Here is a 19477-nt window from a genome sequence, read left to right on the forward strand (position 1 = left end):
GTGGCCCCGTAACTTTTGGCGACCTCCGGGGGGAGGACGCCCGTATCGACGGTGCGGACCTGTAGGATCTCGTTGGCCGAGATCATGTCGTGATACTCCTCGAGAGCCTCGGGCAGGTCGTCGAGAAAGTCCCTGGTCATCTCGAAAAAGTCCTCTCGGGGTTCGGGCAGGTCCCAAACGACCCCCCCGAGCCGGAAGTAGTTGAACATCAGGCGCTGGCCGGTCAGTTCCTCAAGGATGTTCTGGACCTTCTCGCGGTCCCGGACGGCGTACATGAAGATGGCGGTGAAGTCGCCGTACACGTCGAGGGCGAAGGTGCCGACCGCGAGCATATGCGCCGCGATCCGGCAGAGTTCGGCTCCCATCGTCCGGATGACCTGTGCGTACTCCGGTACCTCGATGTCGGCGAGGTCCTCGGCGACGCGGGCGTACGCCCACTCGTTGAGCAGGCCCGCCGAGATGTAGTCCCAGCGATCGGGATAGGGCATGATCTGGTAGCGGTAGGTGCCCTGCTGGCAGATCTGTTCCTCACACCGGTGGAGGTAGCCGATATCCGACTCGACGTCGACGACCTGTTCGCCGTCGAGAACGGTTTTGAGATGGAGAACGCCGTGTGTGGCGGGGTGGTGTGGACCGATGTTGAGAAACATCGTGTCACCCTCACCCGTGTGGTCCTCTTCGAGTGGGTTGGCGTGTTCGCGGAGGGGGACGATCTGTGGCCGGTCCTGATCGTAGTCACGAGCCAGCGGGTGGCCCTGCCACGTCTCGGGAAGGAGGATACGGCGCAGGTCGGGGTGGTCCTCGTACTCGACCCCGACGAGGTCGTACGCCTCGCGTTCGTGCCAGTCGGCGGTCCGGTAGACCGGTTCGGCGGACTGGCTCACCGGGTCGTCGGTCGGCGTCGGGACGACGACGCTCACCTCGTCGGTGGGGTCGTCGTACTTTTTGAGGTGGTAGATGGACTCGTAGCGGTCCTCGTACTCCTGTGCGGTGACACAGGAGAGGTGGTCGTACCCCGCCTCGTCGCGGAGGGCAAAGAGCACGTCCTGCACCTCGTCCGGTCGGACGACAAAGCCCGGCGCGTTGAGGTGGTTGTCACGGTCGAGAACCGACTCGCCGAGGAGCGCTTCGAGGTCCTCGGCCGTCGTCTCCTCGGCGTCGACCACGTCGGACGTCGACTCCTCGAGGCTCATGGTGAATCGCCCCAGTTGTAACGCATGACCAGGTCGTCCTCGTCGATCTGGTCGGCGAGTTTGTCCACCACCTCGTCCTGTTCGAGGTCGTCGAACTGTTCGAGTTCGTACGGCTTGACCGTTACCGGCGAACTCTCGCCGTTCGCGATCTGTTCTTGCAGTTTGGCGACGCCGTAAACGAGCGCTTCCGGTCGGGGCGGACAGCCCGGCACGTGGATGTCGACCGGGATGACCTCCTCGGCCCCCTTGACGACGTTGTACCCCTCCTGGAACGGCCCGCCGGAGATGGTACACGACCCCATGCCGACGACGAACTTGGGTTCGGGCATCTGGTCGTAGACGCGCTTCATCCGGGGAGCGAACTTGGAGACGATGGTTCCCGGGACGATGATCACGTCGGCCTGCCGGGGGGATGCCCGCGGCACGCCGGCCCCGAACCGGTCGAGGTCGTGTTTCACCGCGTAAGTGTGCATCATTTCGATGCTACAACAGGCGATGCCGAACTGTAGCATGAACATCGAAGAGCCACGAACCCACTCCATGAACCGGTCGAACTTCGTGAGGATAAACGGCGACGAGCCGAACGCCTCCCGGAGTTTCGAGTTGAACCGGTTGTCGGTTCCCGACGCCCCGATTCGGGCGTCGCGTGTGTCGCTCTCCACTCGAGTCGTGTCGGTGACGAATCGTCCGTTTTCGCTACTCATGATTGTCTCTCCGTTTTGCGGCGGGACGCGCGCGGACTCTTGACCCACTCGACAGCCCCGTTACGCCAGGCCCATGCGAGGCCGACGACGAGAATGCCGATGAACAGAAGCATCGGTGCGAGGACCTCCGTGAGCGTCGCGCCGTTCGCTAGCGCGGACCGATAGATCAACGTCCACGGGAAGATCAGAACGGTTTCGACGTCGAAGACGACGAACAACAGCGCGACCATGTAGTATTGGATGTTGAACTGCACGTGCGCCGTTCCCGTCGGCACCTCACCGCTCTCGTACACCACGGTCTTTCCTTGTTCGGCGACGCTCGGCCGGAGGAGCGCCGACACCGCCATCATGCCGATGGGGATGCCGACGCCAACCAACCCGAGGGCACCGATTGCTATCCACTGATTCATACCTTAGGTCCTGTCATCCGGCGGTTGGGAGTGCACGCTTATAAGCGTTGATTTACACCCGCCGGGCGGTGATCACGGCCTCACGGCCTCACGCCCCGACGTCGGGCGAGACCGTCTCTCGGCAGCGGACCGCCGTCGTTACCGGTCGCGGAAGCCGTCAAGCCCCAACCCATGCAAGTCCCGCGAGACACCGGCCACGTTCCGGCGACGGTCGTCGTGTTCCGCACGGAGCCGATCCGCCAACTCGTCGTGTGCCCGTGCGAGGATCTGGACCGCGGACAACGCCGCGTTGTACGACTTGCCGGCGTCGACGGCGACGATGGGTGCGCCGGTCGGCATCCCGATCACCGAGTCGACCGACTTCTCCTTAACCGGCACGCCGATCACCGGGAGCGGGTAGGCGATCGAGGCGGTCATGTTGGGCAGGTCGGCGGACTTGCCGCCGGCGCCGGCGATGATCACGTCCACCCCACGGTCGGCCGCCGTCTCGCCGTATGCGTACATCAGGTCCGGGGTGCGGTGGGCGGAAACGACGTAGCTCTCGAAGCTGAATCGGGCCGCAGGTGGGCTGTCGTAGTCGGTCTGCTCGGCGAAACCGAGTGCCCGGAGCGCGTCGTACGCACCCGACATGGTATCTAGATCGGAGTCCGACCCCATGATGATCCCTACCTCCGGGGTCGACTCGGGGTCGCGGTCGTCGTCGGCCTGTGCGTGCAGGTCGTCGATGATGTCGTCGATTTCGTCGGTCATCGAAATGTGAGGTCGTCACGGAGGCTACGGGTCGTTTCGAGCAGAGCGGTCGTGTCGGCGTTGGCCTCCTCGGCCGTCGCGGTAACGTGGCCCATCTTTCGAAGCGGGCGCACGTCGTCCTTACCGTACCAGTGGAGATGGGCCGCCTCGGCGGCGAGTATGGTCTCGACGCCGGCGAGTTCCGCCGGCCGCTCCTCGTCGACGGTGCCCAGAACGTTTGCGCTCACCGTCTTCGCACGCAGGCGAGTCGAGCCGAGGGGCCAACCCAGCACCGCGCGGGCGTGCTGTTCGAACTGCGAGGTGACCGCCCCCTCAATGCTCCAGTGGCCGGAGTTGTGGGGGCGGGGTGCGATCTCGTTGACGAGGATCTTGCCGTCGGGTGTCTCGAACAGTTCGATGCCGAAAACACCCCGCCCGGAAAGCGTCTCGAGCACGTCCCGCGCGACGGATTGGGCGCGGTCGGCGACGGCGTCGTCGGTCCGTGCCGGCACGACCGTCTCCCGAAGGATCTCCTCTTGGTGGACGTTCTCGCCGACGGGGAAGGTCCGCACCTCGTCGTCGCCTTGGACGCCGATCACCGACACCTCGCGTGCGAAGTCGACGAACGTTTCGGCGATGGCGGCGGGGTCGTCGGCCATCCCAATCTCCGTGAGCGCCGACTCGGCGTCGTCGGACGAGCGGACCGGAACGTTCCCCCGGCCGTCGTACCCGCCCGTGCGCGCTTTCAGCATGACCGCGCCGAACTCCTCGACCGCCGCCCGGAGGTCGGCGGCGGAGTCGACCCGGCGGTAGTCGGGGACCGGGACGCCGGCGGCCGCGAGCAGTTCCTTTTCTGCGTACTTGTCTTGGATCGTCCGAAGCGTCTCCGGCGTGGGGTGGACCGGCACGCCGGCGTCGTCGCTCGCGGTGGCGAGGTGGGCGGGGTCCGCGAGTTCGATCTCGTAGGTTAGCGCGTCGGCACGGTCGGCGAGTCGGCCGATCGCCTCGGGATCGTCGAAGTTGCCGACGATCTGGCCGCGCGCGACGGGCGCGGCCGGACAGTCCGGCGTCGGATCGAGAACGATCGTTTCGACGCCGAGAGGGGCGGCCGCCTCGGCGAGCATCCGGCCGAGTTGGCCGCCGCCGACGACACCGAGGGTCGGTCCGGGAACGGTTACCGTCATGCGTGGTCGTGATACCGAGCCGCGGTTAAACGTTGTCACAACGGACTGCGCCTGTGTGTCCACCGCGCGACAGTCCCGTCAGTCGTGCCTGAAGCACCGCCGCACTCGTTTCGCTCGCGCGGCGAGCGTTAGCCACTCTTTTCAGTCGTGTCTAAAGCACCGCGTCCCGGTGAACGCCATCGCCATGCCGTGGTCGTCGGCGGCGGCGATAACGTCCTCGTCGTTGACTGAACCGCCGGGCTGGATCACGGCCTCGACACCCGCCTCGGCCGCCCGCTCGACGCCGTCCGGGAACGGAAAAAAGGCGTCCGAGGCCATCACCGCCCCCTCTACGGATTTGCCCTCTGCGTGTTCGTCGGCCTTCATCGCGGCCAGTCTGACGGCGTCGACACGGCTGACCTGTCCCATCCCGATACCGACCGTCTCGGTGCCCGAGGCGAGCACGATTCCGTTCGATTTGACGTGTTTGAGTACCCGCCACGCGAACAACATCGTCTCGGCTTCGTCGTCGGTCGGGGCGCGGTCGGTGACGACCGACAGGTCGTCACGGGTGGGTGCCCAGTCGTCGCGTTCCTGCACCAGTCGACCCCCGACGACTGGTTTCTCCGCGGACGCGTCGCGTCGTGCGTTGAGCGATCCCACGTCGAGCACCCGGAGGTCGTCTTTGGCGGCGAGAGCGTCGAGTGCACCGTCGGTGTACCCCGGCGCGACGACGACTTCCTTGAACGACTCGACGATGGACTCGGCCGTCTTGGCGTCGCAGGTGCGGTTGAGCGCGACGATGCCGCCGAACGCGCTCATCTCGTCGGTGGTGAGGGCGTCATCGTAGGCGTTCACGAGGGAGTCGGCGGTCGCACACCCCGCCGGGTTTGTGTGTTTGATCACCGCCGCCGCGGGGTCGTCGAACTCCCTGACCAGCCCGAGGGCGGCGTCAGCGTCGTTGTAGTTGTTGTACGACAACGCCTTCGCCCCCTCGTTCAACCGGTCGGCGTGGACCACGCTCGCGCCGTCGAAGCCGTCGTCGGCGTACAACGCGGCGTCCTGATGTGGGTTCTCGCCGTATCGGAGCGTCCGGCGGCGGTCCTCGGAGGCGGTCCGTCGGACGGGGAACGCGCCCGACTCGTCGCCCTCGATGGTGACGCCGTCGTCGTCGACGGTCACGCGGTTTTCGGCGAACCACCGTACCGCCCGGGGGTAAGCTTTGAACTCCGCCTCGTAGAGCACGCGCCGTTTCAGATCGTCGGCGTCGTCGTCCTCGTAGACGGGCACCGCTTCCTGTGTGACGATAGGACCGGCGTCGAGTGTCTCGGTGGCGACGTGGACGGTACAGCCCGTTGTACGGACGCCCGCCGCGAGCGCCTGTTCGTGGGCGTTCTCCCCCCGGAACGCCGGAAGCAGGGAGGGGTGGACGTTGAGCGTCGGCGGGAGGGCGTCGAGCAACTCCCCGGAAAGCACGCGCATGTAGCCGTCCATACAGACCAGGTCCACCTCGTAGTCTTCGAGTCGGTCAAGCAGCCGCGCCTCATGATCCGCCGTCGAGTCGTCGCCACGTTCGACCACCTCGGTCGGAATCCCGCGGTCGGCGGCCGACGACAGCACCGGCGCAGTCGTATCGTCCGTGCAGACAACCGTCACCTCGGCACCGCCGGGTTCGACGGCCGCAAGGTGCATCAGGTTCCGTCCGCGATTGCCGGCGAGACCCGCGATTCGTACCATGGGTGAGGGAGGAACGGCCGGGAGAAAAACAGTTCCGGCTCCGCGGCTTGGCGGGTCGATCCGTCCGGACCGGTACGCTTTTGCCCGGGCCACGGGGAGTGCGAGTATGACGGATCTGCCACGGAGCGACCCGCTCGCGGCCGTCTCGCCCCTCGACGGGCGGTACGCAGGCTACACGGAGCCGTTGGTGCCATATGCCAGCGAGTCGGCGCTCATGCGAGCGCGCGTCCGCGTCGAGGTCGAATATCTACTCGCGCTTGCCGACATCGACGCGACGCCGATCGAGGTCACAGCCCCCGAGACGCTGCGTGACAGTTACAACTCGTTCGACGCCGCCGACGCCCGGTTGATCAAGCGCCTCGAAACCGAGGGGGCCGCGGGGTACGACGCCACAAACCACGACGTGAAGGCGGTGGAGTATTTCCTCCGGACCGAGACCGACGAGTCGCTCCATCCGTGGATTCATTTCGGCCTGACGAGCGAGGACGTCAACAATCTCGCTCACCGGTTGCTCCTCAAGGGTGCACTCGAGGAGGTACTCGTCCCGGCACTGGTCGGCGTGCGGAGGGAGTTGACGGGATTGGCCCGCGAGCACCGCGAGACGCCGATGCTCGCACGTACCCACGGTCAGCCGGCGACGCCGACCACCTTCGGCAAGGAGATGGCCGTCTCCGCCGCCCGCCTCGGCCGGGCGATTGGAGAGGTCCGCGAGGCGACGACCGACCTGTCGGGGAAACTCGCCGGTGCCTCCGGGACGTACGCGGCACACGTCGCCGCCTACCCCGAGGTCGACTGGCCGGCGTTCGCCCGCGAGTTCGTCACCGGTCTCGGACTGGAACACACGCCGCTTGCGACACAGGTGAACCCCTGTGATGACCTCGCAGCCCTGTTCGACGCCGTCCGCGGCGTCAACAACGTCCTGTTGGATCTGGACCGGGACATGTGGCTCTACGTCTCCGACCGGTATCTCGGACAACGCACCGTCGAGGGCGAGACGGGGTCGTCGACGATGCCCCACAAGGTCAACCCAATCGACTTCGAGAACGGCGAGGGGAACCTTTCAAAAGCAAACAACGACCTGACCTTTCTCGCGGACTACGTGACCACCTCGCGTCTCCAGCGCGACCTCTCCGATTCGACCGTCAAACGTAACATGGGCGCGGCGCTCGCGCACTGTCTGCTCGCCTACCGGAAGACCGAAGCCGGACTCGGGAAGGTCGTCCCCAACGAGGCGGTGATGAGCGAGGAGTTGACGGCCACGCCGGAGGTGATCGGTGAGGCCGTCCAGACGATCCTGCGGCGGGAGGGCGACACCACGGCCTACGAGCGGGTGAAGGATCTCACCCGGGGCCAACGGGTGACCATCGAGGACTTCCGCGCGCTGTTCGACGACCTCGACGTGGAGGAGTCGGTGCGGGAGGAGCTTCGGGCACTGACGCCCGCAGGGTACACCGGTATCGCGACCGATCTCACGGACGGTGTCGTCGAGGACGACTGAACACGACACGGGGTTCCGAGACCCACCGGGGGAGTGCGGGTGACACAACACGAGGCCAGAGCACCCGGTTGTCCTCGGGATCGAGCGGTAGTTGGGTGCGGCGTTCCGACGGCGACGCGTCTGACCGGCGGTCGGGTCATGCGATCGGTGGGGCACCTGTCGCGTCGCGACGGTCCGTCGCGCATCCGGGTCGGATCGTGTGCGCGGGTGCGCAACCCATTTGATCCACGCCCACATAGAGGGCAGTATGACGTTCCAACCAGGCAGTGATCTAGACGCCGAGGACGTGCAATCACGTGTCGACGACGCCATCGACGGAAACGACGTGGTGCTGTTCATGAAGGGGAACCGACTGATGCCCCAGTGTGGCTACTCCAAACGGGCACTCGAACTCATCGATCAGTACGTCGATGACTTCGAGACGGTCGACGTGTTGCCGGCGCTGCCGGAGTTCCGCGAGGCGCTCGAAGCGCACAGCGGCTGGGAGACAACACCGCAGGCGTACGTCGAAGGGGAGTTCGTCGGCGGGAGCGACGTGCTCGCGGAACTCGACGAGCGGGGCGAACTCGAGGCAACGCTGGCCGGCGAGTGACGCGGCGTCATGTTCGCCACCCAACCCGAACAGCAGGTCATATAAGCGTACGCACCCTACGTCCAAGCAGACGGGCGTAGCCGCGTCATTCGCCGAGTACAAACAATGTCAGGCCGTGTATATCGACTCCACTCGACGCTCGAACTGCCACTCGAAGACGTACAGGACTACTTCGGCGGGGACCCGGAGCTTCCACCCGAGGTTGCCGACGTCAATCTCACTCGACGCAACAACACGCTCATCCTGAAGGCCGTCGCGGAGGATCAGGGCCTGAGCAAGTACACGCCGACGGCCCAACTGAAAGCCAGCATCACCGAGACGCGGGTGTACGAGGAGGAACCACCCCAGCCCGGTGGGCCGTGGCAGGAGGAGGAAGAGGAGATTCCCTCCGAACTCGTCGAGTTCGCCTGCTTCAAAGGCGACCGCGAAACCGTTCTCCAGAACACCGCGCTCCAGTACCCGATGTTTCTCGTTCTCCGCGACATCGCCCGGATGGCCGAGAAGGGGACGCTGACCGCCATCGTCGAGGAGGACGACGAACTCATCGCAACCCGCATCGTCGAGGGGGAAGACCGCCCTGCCTCGGTCGAAGTCGTCGAGAATCCCAGCCAGTCACAGGCCGAGAAAAACGGCGTCAACTGGCGGGACAACCAGTTCATTTCGGACTGACCGGGACGGCGTGTGAGCGCCGGCCGCCCTGTCGGTCACCTGCTTCTTTGCGCGCCCGACAACCGCCGCTCCAGGGTGCCGTGGCACCGGTCGCGGCCGGCATCGCGGTGTCGGCGGCGATGGGCTGGTCGGCGGAGGCGATGCCGGAAGCGCCACCACCGGGAGAACGGCGATGGATCGGCCGACCGCTCGGGCGGACGACTCCACGGAACGGTCGGCACCGACGACGGGCACGGACGCGTCGGTTCGGCGTCGACCGGCAGGACCGTTCCTAAACAGTCGGTAGCGGCCGCCTGTCGGACACCGAACCGACGACCGCAGCCGGTCGAACGGAGGATCGGACGGGGCCACCGCGGATCGGCGGCGGCCGTCTTCCGGCGTCACGGCGGGACCGGGTAGTTTAATCCGTGTGGCATCGAAGTCAACGTATGGGCTTTGGGAGCTACGATGAATCCGAACAGCAGAACCAGGACGTAAACACGGACGAGGACGACAGCGAAGGGGTCAACGTTCACGAGAACGACCACGAAGGCGAAGTCTCCTTCGAGACGAACGCCTCGACCGACGACCTCATCGACCAACTCGGCGAAATGAAAGACGACGAGGAGTAGGCTCGTCGGCCCGGCCACGTCACCGGCCGGGCGTTCCCGGGATGGAGCGGACGGGAGACACAAAACATTTTACCACCAATAATTATATCTCATTACACAATGAGCGAGTTCCCGGACTACCTCGACGTCGACTACACCGACGGCGAAGGGCAGACGCCCGACGACTATCCGACGCTCGAGAACAAAATCGAGAAGGCAATCGAGGTCACCCGGCGGGGTCTCGAACAGTACCGAAACCCCGCCGTGATGTGGACCGGTGGTAAAGACTCCACGCTCACGCTGTACTTTATCAAGGAGGTCGCCGAGAAGTACGGGTACGACACGCCGACCGCGGTGTTCATCGACCATTACCAGCACTTCGACGCCATCCACGACTTTGTGGATCACTGGGCCGAGGAGTGGGACCTCGATGTGGTATACGCCCGCAACGAGGACGTGGGTGCGTACGTCGAGGACCACAACCTCGAACCGGGCGACGATATCCCGGTCGCCGAACTCTCCGAACACAACCGACACCACGTTCGCGAGATTCTGGAGTACGAGGAGGAGACGTTCCCGTTTCTGCTCGACACCTACGTCGGCAATCACCTGCTGAAAACCGTCGCGCTCAACGACACGCTCAAGAGCTACGACATCGACGGCGTCATCTCCGGGGTTCGGTGGGACGAGCAGGACGCCCGCGCCGACGAGACGTTCTTCAGCCCCCGCCACGACCCCGATATCTACCCGCCACACGACCGCATCCAGGCGATTCTTCAGTTCGCCGAGCGCGACGTGTGGGACGTGTTCTGGAACTACGTCGTTCCGGACACCGTCGAAGACTTCCCCGAGGACGGCTACGTCCCCCAGAGCGCCGACGACCTGCCGAACGGGCTGACCCAAGACGACATCCCGGTCAGCCCGAAGTACTTCGCCGGCTTCCGGTCGCTGGGTAGCGAGGTCAGCACGGAGAAATCCGACGAGGAGCCTGCGTGGCTGCAGGACATAGAGAACACGACCGAACGCGCCGGTCGCGCCCAAGACAAGGAGGATCTGATGGAGCGCCTCCGCGACCTGGGGTACATGTAGTCACGGCCCGGCTGAGCGCCGTCCGCTCGCGGCGCGGCCCGTTCGACGGTGCGAGACGAGCGGTCAGTTCTGGCGCGGAACCACAGCTCATAACGCCCCACCCGCCGTACCGACGCCGATGACCGACACCGACGGTGGCGCGTGGGCGAGCCTCTTTTCGGGCGGCAAGGACTCCTCGTGGGCGCTGTATCGCGCGCTGGAAGACGGGTTGGACGTGACGCGGCTGGTGACCGTCCACCCCGGCGGCGACTCGTATATGTATCACGTCCCGGCGACGGAGCTCGCCACCCTCGCCGCCGAGAGCATCGGGATCGACCTCGTGGAAGTCACCCCTGACGATTTAGGCGCGGAAACCGCAACGGACGCGAGCGCACAGGGTGACGCCGAACTCGAACCGTTGGAGGCCGCGCTCACCGACCTCGCGGCGGAGACGGGGTTGACGGGCGTCACAGCCGGGGCCGTCGAGAGCGAGTACCAGACGAGTCGCATCGAGGCGATGTGTGATCGGCTGGGGATCGACCTGTTCGCGCCGCTGTGGCAGCGTGATCCGGCCACCCTCGCCGAGGAGATGCTCGACGCCGGGTTCGAGATCCGGATCGTCCAGGTCGCCGCCGCGGGCCTCGACGAGTCGTGGCTGGGCCGCCGTCTCGACGCCGACGCCTTTGAGGAGTTACTGGCGTTGCAAAACGAGTACGGTGTGCATCCGCTCGGCGAGGGCGGCGAGTTCGAGACGCTCGTCACCGACGCACCACACATGAGCCGGCCGTTGGAACTGGACTGGGAGCCGGTGTGGGAGGGGTCACGAGGGCACTGTCGGCTCACGGACGCACGGCTGGGGTAAGCGACACACCGGACTCCACACGGCGAACGATGGATTTCGGAGGGTGTGAGGGTCGTTCCGGACACGTATCGGGTCGGATGCGCTGTTCCATCGACATCGTCTCCCGGGCGACGAGTCCGCCACACATCGGGGAGTACAGCGAAACTGACCGGGTTCTTCCGTCGAACGTTACTCCCCGTTCAGCATCGTCGAGTGTGCACCGATGAGCGCGTCGGCGAGATCAAGATTCTCGATTCGGGTGTCCTCGTCGATGATCGACCCGCGGACGTCGGCGTCCCGGATGGTCGCGTTGGGGAAAACGACGGTTCGTTCGAGCGTCGAGTCGACGATCTCCGCGCCGGCCATCACGTGGACGTTCTTCCGGAGCGTCGAGTTTTCCACCGTCGCGGAGTCGTCGACCCGGACGCCGTCGTCGAGGTGCCACGCGACCGCGTCGAGGTAGCTCTCAGGCGTGCCGATGTCGAACCACGCGCCGTCGAAGGTGAAGGCGTGGACCGGCTGGCGCGACTGGATCCACTGGATGAACCACCCCGGTTCGTCGGGGTTCTTGCCGGCCGACAGATACTCCTCGAACAACGGGAGGGTCTCTGCGGGGAAGGCATAGCAGGCGACGGAGACGAGCGTACTCCTCGGGTCGTCGGGTTTTTCCTGAAACTCGACGACACGATCACCGGTTAGATCGACCAGTCCGTAGGAACGCGCTCGCTCTTTCGACCCCACGTCGTATGCGGCGAGGGTCGGCGTTCCCTTTCGCTCGAAGAAGTCGGCGAACTCGGCGATATCGAAACTGATGAGATTGTCACCGGCGACGACGATCAGATCCTCCTCGACCCCCTCGCGGTCGATGAGTTGGGCGAGTGCGCCGACGACACCGAGTTTCTCGTTTTCGGCCGTTGTCTGCTCGACCGAAAGGGTCGGCTTGTCGAACTCGCTGTCGGCGAGGTATGCCTCGAAATCGTCTGCGAAACGTTCGTTGGTGCTGACGTACACCTCGGAGATCCGGTCATCGGCCTCGAGGTCCTGGAAGACGGTGTCGATAACGGTCGACTCGTCGACGGGGAGAAACATCTTCGGCCGATGCTTGGTGACTGGCCAGAGCCGCGTCGCGTACCCACCCGCCAGGACGATGGCCTTCATATTGCACCGACTCCACCACAGTGTAAAGTTCTTTTTGTATCCATCGCCGTCCACCGCCGGAGAAAAGGATTTGATCCCGTCGGGAGTATCTCGGACATGGAGTCGACGACGCGGGAACGGATCGCGGACCTGCTCCGATCGGAGGCGGCGACAGCGAGTTCGCTCTCCTCACGGGTCGGAACCGCCCGATCCGCCGTCTACAACCACGTTCGACACGTCGCGCGCTCGGTCGACGGCACCGACGAGAAACTGCTCGTTTCGCCGCCGACCTGCCGGGACTGTGGCTTCGACGGCTTCGACGACCCGATCAACGACCCCTCGACCTGTCCGGAGTGTCGGAGCGAGAACGTCGCCGAACCCGCCTTCCGGATCGACTAATCGTCTAGGTGACAGGCACTCTCCCGGAGCGACCCGAACGTACCGTACAGTTCGGCGGCGGCGTCGTCGGCCCGGCCGGTGAGCAACGAGTCGACGACCGCTCCAACCGTCCGTTCCGCGTCCGAGTCCGAGAGCGGTTCGGGAAGTCGGAAGGCCGCCCGGACGGCGAGGCGGTCGAGTTCCCCTTCGCGGTCGGTTTCCTCGGCACAACGGTCGCGGAGGCGGTCGAGCACCGCCTCCTCGGACGCGTCGGCGAGGGTCGCGACCCACGCCCGCAGTTCGGTGATCGCCGCCCACTCGGTCGCCGAGAGGTCGGTGTCTGAGGGCACCAGTCCCGGACGTTCGCGCCGGCACACGGTGGGGAAGGCATCCGCCAGCCGCTCCGCCGCCCCGTCGTGGTCGCCGTCGAGAACCCGATCAAGCGCCGTCGACAGCGCCGACTCGGCGGCCCGATCCGCCAACTCTGCCGGCACGCCGAACTCCTCGCGGATCGCCGCCTTGACCGCGGCGGGATCGACCGCCTCCGGGCCGGCCTCGTCGCCCGTCGCGGCGTACCGGCGGGCCGCGCCGAGGTCGAGGCCCTCGCCGACGACACGCAGACGGAGATTCAACACCGCCCGCCACGTCTCGTCGTCGATATCGTAGTCCTCATCGAGGATCACCTCCGGACACCGGGTGTGGAACCGACAACCCGGCGGCGGATCGGACGGACTCGGTACGTCGCCCGTGAGACGTGTCCCTTGGCCACGGCGACGGGGGTCAGCGATCGGTGTCGAGCCGAGCAGCGCGCGGGTGTATGGGTGTCGGGGGTCCTCGAACAGCCGTTCGGTCGGAGCCGTCTCGACGATTTCGCCCAGATACATTACCGCCACCCGATCACACACCTCGCGGACGACCCCCAGATCGTGGCTTATGACGACGATAGCGAGACCGAACGCCGACTGGAGGTCATCGATCAGGTCGAGGATGTCGGCCTGAACGCTCACATCGAGCGCACTGACGGGTTCGTCGGCGACGATCAGGTCGGGGTTGATAACCAGCGCCCGGGCCAGTGCGACCCGTTGTTTCTGTCCCCCGGAGAACTCGTGGGGGTAGCGGTCCATGTCGTCGGCGTCGAGGCCGACACGGTCGAGAAGGTCACCGACGATTCGCCGCCGCCGCTCCCGGTCGCGCATCCCGTGGACGCGCAACGGTTCGGCCACCGACTCGCCGATGCTCATCCGAGGGTCGAAACTCGAGGTGGGGTCCTGGAACACCATCTGAGCGCGACGCCGGAACCGTTTCAGCGCCGCGTCGTCGTACGCGGTCACGTCCTCGCCGTCAAAAACGATCCGGCCGTCCGTCGGTTCTTCGAGACGGAGCGTCGTCGTCGCTGCGGTGGACTTACCACACCCGGACTCGCCGACAAGACCCAGCGTCTCCCCACGGTCGACGGTGAAACTGATGCCGTCGACGGCGCGGACCCGGCCAACCTCGTTCCGGAGTACGCCCTCGGTGACCGGGTAGTGTTTCGTCAGGCCCTCCACGTCCAGCAACGATCGGCTCATCGGTCCGGCCTCCCATCGTCGGCCACGTCGGGCGAGCGGCCGCCGTCGGCCGCCGGGTCGTCCGCGGGCACCGTCCCGCCGTTCTCGCCACGGACGACCGACGGATCCCCGCCGGGTTCGTAGTGAACACACGAGACGACGTGGTCTTCGTCGCCGTCGACGGGCGTCGCCGGCGGCTGTTCGCCCTCTCGACAGGCGTCGACGGCGTGTGGACAGCGCGGGTGGAACCGACAGCCGGCCGGTGGGTCAGTCGGCGGCGGGAGGTGTCCGCCGATGGAGCCGGTCCCGTCGCCTCGGCCCGGGAGGCAGTCGAGCAACGCGCGGGTGTAGGGGTGGGATGGCCGCTCGAACACGTCGAAGACATCGCCACGCTCCATTACCTTTCCCGCGTACATCACGACCACGCGGTCGGCCACCTCGGCGACAACGCCAAGATCGTGGGTGATCAGCAGGATGCTCATCTCGAACTCCGACTGAAGCTCATCGAGTAGCGTGAGGATCTGGTTTTGGATCGTCACGTCGAGCGCCGTTGTCGGCTCGTCGGCGATCAGCAGGTCGGGATTGGTCGCGAGCGACATCGCCAGCGAGACCCGTTGTTTCATGCCGCCCGAAAACTCGTGTGGGTAGTCGTCGAACCGGCGGGTTGCCTCGGGGATGCCCACCCGGTCCAGCAGGTCGATCGCCCGGCGGCGGGCGGTGGGTTGATCCGCGTCGTCGTGGAGTTGGATCGCCTCGACGATCTGCCAGCCGACGGTGTAGACGGGGTTGAGCGCACCCTGTGGGTTCTGGAACACGTGAGCGATGCGCCCGCCACGGAGGTCACGGAGCGCGTCGTCGGAGAGCGTCGTGAGATCCTGCCCGTCGAAGACGACTTCGCCGTCGGGTATCTCGCCCGGCGGCGAGCGGATCAGTCGGGTGATCGACTCCCCGGTGACGGTCTTGCCACTGCCCGACTCGCCGACGATACAGACGGTTTCGCCCCGGCCGACATCGAAGCTGACGCCGTCGACGGCGCGGACGAGGCCTTCGTCGGTGTGGAAAACGGTTCGCAGGTCACGGATCGAGAGGAGTGGGTCGTCGGACATTATCGCTCCTGTCGCGGGTCAAGCGCGTCGCGTAACGCATCGCCCATGAAGTTGAACGCGAGGATGGTGGTAAAAAGAAAGACGCCGGGGAACGTCGATACCCACCACGCCGTCGAGAGGTCGCTTCGCCCGTTGGCAATCACCTGCCCCCACGAGGGGACGGTCGGATCGCCAAGCGAGAGAAATGAAAGGGACGCTTCAAACAGGATGAATCCCGGAATGAGGAGCGTCGCCGCCGTGATAACGCTGTTCGAGACGTTCGGGACGAGGTGGCGACGGATGACATAGAGGGTGCCGGCTCCGGAGCCACGGGCGGCGGTCACGTACGCCTCCTCGGCGCGCTGGAGCGCCTCGGAGCGCACCAACCGTGCAATCGACCCCCAGCCGGTCAGCCCGAAGATGATGATGAACATAAACAGGCTCCCGCCGAAGAGGTAGGTGAGCAGGAGATACAAAAAGAAGGCGGGAAAGACGAGTTGGATGTCGACGTACCGCATCAACACCTCGTCGACGAGGCCACCGCCGTAGGCCGCGACGGTGCCGACGGCCGTGCCGATGGTCACCACGAGCAGCGTCGAGATGAGGCCGACCTTCATGCTGACCTGCATCCCGTAGACGATGAGGACGAGGATATCTTTCCCGTCTCCGGTGGTGCCCAGCGGGTGTTCCATCGTCCCTTGGCACTGCCCGTTGACAACCTCGCCGATGCAGTTTACGGGCACCGTCGAGTCGACGGAGAGGTAGGCCGGCGGCTGGTAGGCCCGTTCGAGCGCGAGCCCCGGCTGTTCCAGAAAGATGGGGCCGATGGTCCCGATCAGAAACACGGCGACGAGATAAAACAGACTGAGGACGGCCATCCGGTTTTTGCGGAACTCCCGCCAGTAGTAGGCGGTCAGCCGGCGGTTCCCGTAGAGGGGCACGACGACATAAAAAAGCAGCGCGAGCAACGTCGTCACGAACAGCCAGTCGAGTTGCGTGACGTTCCACTCGACGGGGAACGTAATCGTCGGTTGGTCCGCGGCGACGACGACAAAGTCGTAACAAAAGGCGGCGACGAGGGCGAGGCCGGCGAGCAACGCACCCCTGTCGCGCCGGGAGAGTGTCGACAGCCGTCCGCCCGTTTCCGTCCAATCGACCGATTCGAAGGTGTCCGGCTTCCCACCCATCAGCGATCACCGTAGTCGATCCGCGGGTCGAGGATCGTGTACGCCACGTCCTGGATGAGGTTGCCAACGACCGAGACGAACGTGAAGATGAGCGTCGTCCCGAGCACCAGCGACGTGTCCTGTGCGATGATGGCGTTGTACGACAACTGTCCCAGCCCGGGAATACCGAACACCACTTCGACGAGATACGACGCCGCGAGAAAGATGCCGAGGATGTCGCCGACGAGAATCGTCATCAGCGGCACCGCGGCCGGTCGCAGGATATGCCGAGTGAGGATGCGGTAGCCGTCCGCACCTTTGGCCCGGGCCGTCTTGACGAACTCGGCCTCAACGTACTCCAACGCCTCCGCCCGGGAGTAGCGCATGATGCCCGCGATGGTCCCCGTCACCAGAACGACGACGGGGAGAACGAGTTGCTGGACCATGCCGAGGCCGAAGATGGGAACGTCCGAGTCGAAGACCACGGGGAACCAGCCGAGTTGAACCCCGAACACCAACAGGAGGATGATGCCGAACCAGAAGTTCGGGATGGCGTACCCGAAAAAGGCGAAAAAGGTCGCGGCGTAGTCGGTCTTCGTGTACTGATGGGTCGCCGAGTAGAGACCGATCGACAATCCCAACAGGATCGAGAGAATCGTTGTGGGTATAGAGTAGATAGCGGTGTACGGGAGTGCGCTCGCGATGGCGTCGGTGACAGACTGGGATCGACTCTGTGACCAGCCCCAGTTGAGCGTCGCCATGTTGATCATATACTCGCGGTAACGGTCCCACGGCGAGCGGTCGAGGCCGCGCCGTGCCTCGAATGCCTCCTCGGCGGCTTCCGCGGACCCACCGCTTGCCGCCGCCTGGAACTGCATCTGTTCGGCCGCGGGATTCGGCGTGATCGCGAGCAGTCCCCACGTGATCGAGAGGATCAGAAACGTGGCGACGACGGCCCACGCGACCCGCCGAACCACGTACCAGCGCATGCTCACCGGTTGGATCGACCCCCAGTGGCGCTCACCTGAAGTACCATGTCTGAGAATCCCATCCGGCGTTGAATTTTTGATCGTAGCCTTGCACGTCGGTGGCGTACCCCGTCACGCTCGACGGCATCGCAAGAAAGCTGAAGGGTTGTTCCTCGCTGATGAGACCGAACGCCTCGCCGAACAGTTCGCGGCGACGGCTCTCGTCGGTCGTCGCCGTCGCCTCCTCGTACAACGCCCCGATGTCCTCGTCCGGGTAGTAGCCGTAGTAGTTGATGCCGCCACGCTGCTCGAAAAAGCCCTTACTGGACGCGGGCGTGAACGGATAGGTGTTGAACTGGAGGTTGACCGACATGTCCCACGGCTCGGCACTCGTGGCCACGTCCCGCGGTCCGCCGTTGAACGTGCCGGCGGTCCACTCCGGGTCGGCTCCGTCTGGCGCGGAAGTTTGGACGTAATTGCTTTGGAACGTTGACGACGACACCGCTTGGGGCTGGACCGCGATGCCAGCGTTCTCGTCAAACTCACGGGCGATAAACTCGGCCATGGTGCCTTCGGTCGGCTGGCCGGAGTCGTAGTAAATCGAGAGTGTCACCTGTTCGCCCGCTCCGTTGACGAGTCGGTCTCCATCGTACGCGTACTCGGTGTCCGAGAGCGCGGATTCGAGACGCGACCGGGTTTTTTCAGGGCCGTACCGGTCGCCAACACCGAACTCGGTCACCCTGCTGTCGTCGTACCAGTCGGACCATCTCGGCTGCATTGTCTGAGCCACCTGCCCGTAGCCACGCAGAATGTTTTCTACAATGGTTTCTTTATCGACGGCGAACGCGAGTGCCTGTCGCACCGTCTTCGACCGGAATGGCGTCCATCCGTTCGCCCGCATGTTGTAGACGATGTTGCGGACGAACGGCTGGGGTGTGACGTTGACATCGACGTTTGACAGGTTCTCGAACCGAGTGGCTTTGTCCGGTGGGATGCCGGCTGCGTCCACCTCTCCCGACTCTAACGCGCCGAGGCGGGTGCTCTCCTCTTTGATGACCCGGGTCGTACTCTGGCTGAAGTACGGCGCGTTCCTGAACCGTTCGGGCACGGCATCGACCTCGGTCAGGTAGTAGTCCTCGTTCCGGGTGATCGTGTACCGCGCGGATCGTTCCCAGGTTTCGTACGTGTACGGACCGAGGTTACCCGTATAGGCCAGCGTATTGAGTTCCTCGTCCTGTTTCAGTCCCTCGGTGTCCTTGTTCGGGACGTACTTTTCCAGAATCCCCTTGGGGATGCACTGTTGTCGCCAGAGCACCGGTTTGAACGGGAACGCGGGGTCGACCTCGAACAACCGAATCTCGAAGGTCCGGGTCCCCGTCTGTTCGACCGGGATGGGTTCGCGTTCCCCCGACTCGGGATTCACACGGAACCAGTCGCCCGAGTTGGGGTAGCCGCTCCAGTTTGGCTGGGCTTGGAACACGTTCTTGATCATGTAAACCCAGTCCTCGGCCGTCATCTGGCCGTAGCCGGCACCCCACTCCAGGTTCTCCCGGAGCTGAATCTCGTAGACACGGCCGTCGTCTGTTTCGTAGTCGGCCCACAGGGGGAATATTTCTCGGTTCGGCTTGACCGCCCACGTCCCGTCGAGCGTGGCGGTGATGTACGATCCGGACGTGGAGTCGGCAATAGTCAGCCAGTTGAGCGACTGTGCATCGACGCTGGACGCCGAGACGTACTGTCCTTGAACGTCCGGCATCGTCGTCGCTTCCATCGATGTCGTCGTTCCCGCCGACGTCGATCCATCGCCACCACCGCTACCGCCACCGCCACCACACCCCGCGAGCCCCGCAACTCCCGCCGTGCCGAGGAGTTTCAAGAGATCACGACGGCCTCGGATTCCCGTCGTATCAGACATACTCCGATGATCGTTACCAGACGGCATATGCATCCAAAACATCGGGGTTAACTAATACCCATCGGTCAGCACGACGGATCGGCAGAC

Annotated in this window: 18 protein-coding genes and 1 pseudogene; 7 read left to right on the forward strand and 12 right to left on the reverse strand. The window is 65.1% G+C overall.

All coding sequences use genetic code 11. The features are described from left to right. The 6 genes from Q0925_RS04695 to purH all read right to left on the reverse strand — a co-directional run. Positions 1-1193, reverse strand: a 1193-nt coding sequence (locus Q0925_RS04695) for an NADH-quinone oxidoreductase subunit C (protein WP_299332333.1), incomplete at its 3' end; no start/stop codon positions are given. After that, positions 1190-1897 carry an NADH-quinone oxidoreductase subunit B gene (locus Q0925_RS04700; protein WP_299332334.1) on the reverse strand — a complete coding sequence of 236 codons (708 nt, stop codon included), beginning with the start codon at positions 1895-1897 and terminating at the stop codon, positions 1190-1192. The genes Q0925_RS04700 and Q0925_RS04695, both read right to left, overlap by 4 nt. Further along, positions 1894-2307: an NADH-quinone oxidoreductase subunit A gene (locus Q0925_RS04705; protein ID WP_299332336.1), complete on the reverse strand. Its 414-nt coding sequence runs from the start codon at positions 2305-2307 to the stop codon at positions 1894-1896. The genes Q0925_RS04700 and Q0925_RS04705 overlap by 4 nt, the downstream gene beginning before the upstream one ends. Before the next feature lie 138 nt (positions 2308-2445). After that, on the reverse strand, positions 2446-3057 hold the full coding sequence (gene purE, locus Q0925_RS04710) for a 5-(carboxyamino)imidazole ribonucleotide mutase (RefSeq protein ID WP_299332338.1): 612 nt from the start codon (positions 3055-3057) through the stop codon (positions 2446-2448). Then, entirely contained in the window at positions 3054-4220 is a 1167-nt protein-coding gene (locus Q0925_RS04715) for a 5-(carboxyamino)imidazole ribonucleotide synthase (protein WP_299332340.1), read from the reverse strand. The genes purE and Q0925_RS04715 overlap by 4 nt, the downstream gene beginning before the upstream one ends. A 141-nt stretch (positions 4221-4361) precedes the next feature. Further along, entirely contained in the window at positions 4362-5936 is a 1575-nt protein-coding gene (gene purH, locus Q0925_RS04720) for a bifunctional phosphoribosylaminoimidazolecarboxamide formyltransferase/IMP cyclohydrolase (RefSeq protein WP_299332342.1), read from the reverse strand. A 106-nt stretch (positions 5937-6042) separates the two neighbouring features. Between purH and purB the strand changes: the two genes are divergently transcribed. The 6 genes from purB (at position 6043) to Q0925_RS04750 (ending at position 11215) form a co-directional block, all read left to right on the forward strand. Further along, entirely contained in the window at positions 6043-7434 is a 1392-nt protein-coding gene (gene purB / locus Q0925_RS04725; protein ID WP_299332344.1) for an adenylosuccinate lyase, read from the forward strand. A 247-nt stretch (positions 7435-7681) separates the two neighbouring features. Further along, the gene (locus Q0925_RS04730; protein WP_299332346.1) at positions 7682-8026 is read left to right on the forward strand and encodes a glutaredoxin family protein; all 345 of its coding nucleotides are present in this window, start codon (positions 7682-7684) and stop codon (positions 8024-8026) included. A gap of 105 nt (positions 8027-8131) precedes the next feature. After that, entirely contained in the window at positions 8132-8695 is a 564-nt protein-coding gene (locus Q0925_RS04735) for a DUF7110 family protein (RefSeq protein WP_299332348.1), read from the forward strand. A gap of 428 nt (positions 8696-9123) precedes the next feature. Continuing rightward, positions 9124-9306, forward strand: a complete 183-nt coding sequence (locus Q0925_RS04740; RefSeq protein ID WP_299332349.1) for a DUF5786 family protein — start codon at positions 9124-9126, stop codon at positions 9304-9306. 99 nt (positions 9307-9405) lie between these two features. After that, positions 9406-10374: a phosphoadenosine phosphosulfate reductase family protein gene (locus tag Q0925_RS04745; protein WP_299332350.1), complete on the forward strand. Its 969-nt coding sequence runs from the start codon at positions 9406-9408 to the stop codon at positions 10372-10374. A 118-nt stretch (positions 10375-10492) separates the two neighbouring features. Beyond that, entirely contained in the window at positions 10493-11215 is a 723-nt protein-coding gene (locus tag Q0925_RS04750) for a diphthine--ammonia ligase (protein WP_299332351.1), read from the forward strand. A 168-nt stretch (positions 11216-11383) separates the two neighbouring features. On the opposite strand, the gene Q0925_RS04755 is transcribed toward Q0925_RS04750, so the two are convergent. Then, positions 11384-12352, reverse strand: coding sequence for an NDP-sugar synthase (locus Q0925_RS04755; RefSeq protein WP_299332353.1), 969 nt, complete (start codon positions 12350-12352; stop codon positions 11384-11386). 96 nt (positions 12353-12448) lie between these two features. Between Q0925_RS04755 and Q0925_RS04760 the strand changes: the two genes are divergently transcribed. Next, positions 12449-12730 (forward strand): transcriptional regulator, encoded by a 282-nt coding sequence (locus tag Q0925_RS04760; protein ID WP_299332355.1) that lies wholly within the window; start codon positions 12449-12451, stop codon positions 12728-12730. Between the two features lie 311 nt (positions 12731-13041). On the opposite strand, the pseudogene Q0925_RS04765 reads toward Q0925_RS04760, so the two are convergent. From Q0925_RS04765 to Q0925_RS04785, 5 genes and pseudogenes are all read right to left on the reverse strand, one after another. Beyond that, positions 13042-14277, reverse strand: a pseudogene (locus tag Q0925_RS04765) (ABC transporter ATP-binding protein); the annotation flags it as partial. Then, positions 14274-15362: an ABC transporter ATP-binding protein gene (locus Q0925_RS04770; protein WP_299332357.1), complete on the reverse strand. Its 1089-nt coding sequence runs from the start codon at positions 15360-15362 to the stop codon at positions 14274-14276. The gene Q0925_RS04770 and the pseudogene Q0925_RS04765, both read right to left, overlap by 4 nt. Then, positions 15362-16528 (reverse strand): ABC transporter permease, encoded by a 1167-nt coding sequence (locus Q0925_RS04775; protein WP_343218107.1) that lies wholly within the window; start codon positions 16526-16528, stop codon positions 15362-15364. Before Q0925_RS04775 ends, Q0925_RS04770 begins: the two co-directional genes overlap by 1 nt. After that, complete coding sequence (locus Q0925_RS04780) at positions 16528-17496, reverse strand: ABC transporter permease (protein ID WP_299332394.1); 969 nt, start codon at positions 17494-17496, stop codon at positions 16528-16530. Before Q0925_RS04780 ends, Q0925_RS04775 begins: the two co-directional genes overlap by 1 nt. A 31-nt stretch (positions 17497-17527) precedes the next feature. Then, a complete protein-coding gene (locus Q0925_RS04785; protein ID WP_299332358.1) occupies positions 17528-19390 on the reverse strand; it encodes an ABC transporter substrate-binding protein in 1863 nt (620 codons plus the stop codon). Positions 19391-19477 lie beyond the last annotated feature (87 nt).

It is taken from the genome of Haloplanus sp., assembly GCF_028275055.1.
Classification (GTDB): Archaea; Halobacteriota; Halobacteria; order Halobacteriales; family Haloferacaceae; genus Haloplanus.